Origin of the sequence: Thiolapillus sp., from assembly GCF_048562965.1 — a bacterium.
In the GTDB taxonomy this organism is placed as follows: domain Bacteria; phylum Pseudomonadota; class Gammaproteobacteria; order Chromatiales; family Chromatiaceae; genus Thiolapillus; species Thiolapillus brandeum_A.
In genome coordinates this window covers 1-1,925 of sequence record NZ_JBHNMF010000594.1, presented here as the reverse complement: position 1 = coordinate 1,925, position 1,925 = coordinate 1, and the positions used below count along the sequence as shown (strand labels likewise).

The window sequence follows — 1,925 nt, the reverse complement described above, 5'->3', positions numbered from 1 at the left end:
TGTTCCGTCGAAAAAACATCCTCCAGAGCCCCGGGAGAGCGAAAAACACGAGAATTACTTCTCTCGGCGAGTACCTTGGCACGAGAAATGGGCTATCGGGCTATCTTGGCCACGTTCCGGCGCCCAAAAACACCGGAACCAGGGGATCGGTGAGCGATGCGGGTTAGGCACCCGGTCTGCAGGACTTACCGTGCTGAATAACGTATCTTGATGAATATCGGGACCACGCATGGTACTTTTGCTTCTCGTTCAATTCTTAGTGATATTTTCTCAGATTTGGGTGTTTTTCAACAGCCTGTTAATGGGTAGATGTCTCATTGTTGCCCTGATTTGGGATAAACTGTGAAGGCTTCGGCGTTTGTTTCCTGAAATTTGTGCTTCAGACAGCTGTTCGCTGGCTCAGTGGGGCTAAGCCGCCGCAGGCCGGCCGGGAAGCGCACTGATTCGGGGTTGCCGGTTGTTTTGGAACGATGGGGAACGGGAGAGTTCACGTTGGTTGTGATGGTTCGTTTGTGTGCTTTGTTGTGTATTCTGGCGCAGCCGGTGCTGGCTGCCCAGACTATCAATGTAGGCATCTATCAGAACGAACCCAAGCTCTTTGTGAACGCAGAGGGGCAGCCCGATGGTTTTTTTGTCGAGCTGCTGGGGAGCATCGCCGCAGAAGAAGGCTGGACGCTGAATTATTTTCCCTGTGAATGGAATGACTGCCTCGAGCGCCTCGCGAAGGGAAAGATCGATCTGTTGCCGGATGTCGCCTATTCCGACAGGCGGGCTCACCGTTTTCTTTTCGGCAAAGAAGTCGTGCTTTCAAGCTGGTCCGTGGTGTATGTGCGCAAGGACACCAGCCTGCCGTCCCTGAAAGCGCTCGATGGAAAGAGCCTGGCAGTATCCAGTTCGAGGCGATCAGGGAGGAAGTGAAGCGCCTGGGAGTGTCACCGGTCTTCCACGAGGTGAACAGCTTCAATGATGTGTTTCGCCTGGTGAAAATAGGCTGGGTCGATGCCGGCCTGGTCAATACCTATTTCGGCAGAAAATACGCCCCGGATTACGGTCTGAAGAAAACCAGCATACTGGTGCGCCCCGCGCTGCTGAACTATGCGGCGAGTGCCGGCGGCCAGGCGATCCTGGACACCATAGACAGGCACCTGGCTGCTTACAAGAAGGACAAGCAATCGGTTTACTACCGGCTGACCGACCGCTGGTTTTCGCCTCTGGATGCCACGCGGCATCTGCCTCTCTGGGTCAAGTGGGTGCTGATCATCAGTGTCATCGTCGCAGTGGCGCTTGCCGGCATCGCCATGCTTTTGCTGCCAGCCATGGAGAGCGAAGCGAAGGCTGGTAGTCCCCAGTAGCCGCGAGGCCGCACTGCTTACCCGTCGTGCGCATAGCGCCAGAGGGGAAGCAAAGTAGGCATTCGAACGCGGCGTCCAGTCATTGGGAGACAAGTACGGAGCAGCAACGAGCTTGCGAAGTTGTTGTGTAGTGCTTGGTGACCAGGACGGCTGGGGCACGAATAGGTTGTCAAAGGCCGAGTCGATTTTGGGGACTGGGATGTCCCAAAATCTATCACGAGGTCGAAGACACGCTTGTTCATTTCCTCATCAAGCGCAAGACATCCGAGCTCAATGACAAGGCCCGCCATCTGGAGCACCTGGCCAATCACGATCCCCTGACTTCCCTGCCCAACCGGAAGCTGTTCTTCGATCGCCTCAGGCAGTCGCTGAAACGGGCGGAAAGGGAAGAGACGCTGATTGCAGTGCTGTACCTGGACCTGGATCAGTTCAAGCAGATCAATGACAGTTATCCCGCATCGCTCACCGATCCCCTAGTTCCGGCGTTTTTGGGCGCCGGGACGTGGCCAAGATAGACCGATAGCCCATTTCTCGTGCCAAGGTACTCGCCGAGAGAAGTGATTCTCGTGTTTT

3 protein-coding genes are annotated in these 1,925 nt (G+C 55.5%); 2 read left to right on the top strand and 1 reads right to left on the bottom strand.

Going from position 1 to position 1,925, the window contains the following annotated elements; genetic code table 11:
• The first annotated feature begins 501 nt into the window (after window positions 1-501).
• Window positions 502-918, top strand: a complete 417-nt coding sequence (locus ACOCD2_RS18135) for a transporter substrate-binding domain-containing protein (RefSeq protein WP_293675020.1) — start codon at window positions 502-504, stop codon at window positions 916-918.
• Window positions 919-932: 14 nt separating this feature from the next.
• Here the strand turns inward: ACOCD2_RS18135 and ACOCD2_RS18130 are convergent, their stop codons facing one another.
• Complete coding sequence (locus ACOCD2_RS18130) at window positions 933-1,511, bottom strand: hypothetical protein (protein WP_293649974.1); 579 nt, start codon at window positions 1,509-1,511, stop codon at window positions 933-935.
• Between ACOCD2_RS18130 and ACOCD2_RS18125 the strand changes: the two genes are divergently transcribed.
• Window positions 1,490-1,867, top strand: a complete 378-nt coding sequence (locus tag ACOCD2_RS18125; protein WP_293649975.1) for a diguanylate cyclase domain-containing protein — start codon at window positions 1,490-1,492, stop codon at window positions 1,865-1,867. The genes ACOCD2_RS18130 and ACOCD2_RS18125 overlap by 22 nt on opposite strands.
• The last annotated feature ends 58 nt before the right edge of the window (window positions 1,868-1,925 follow it).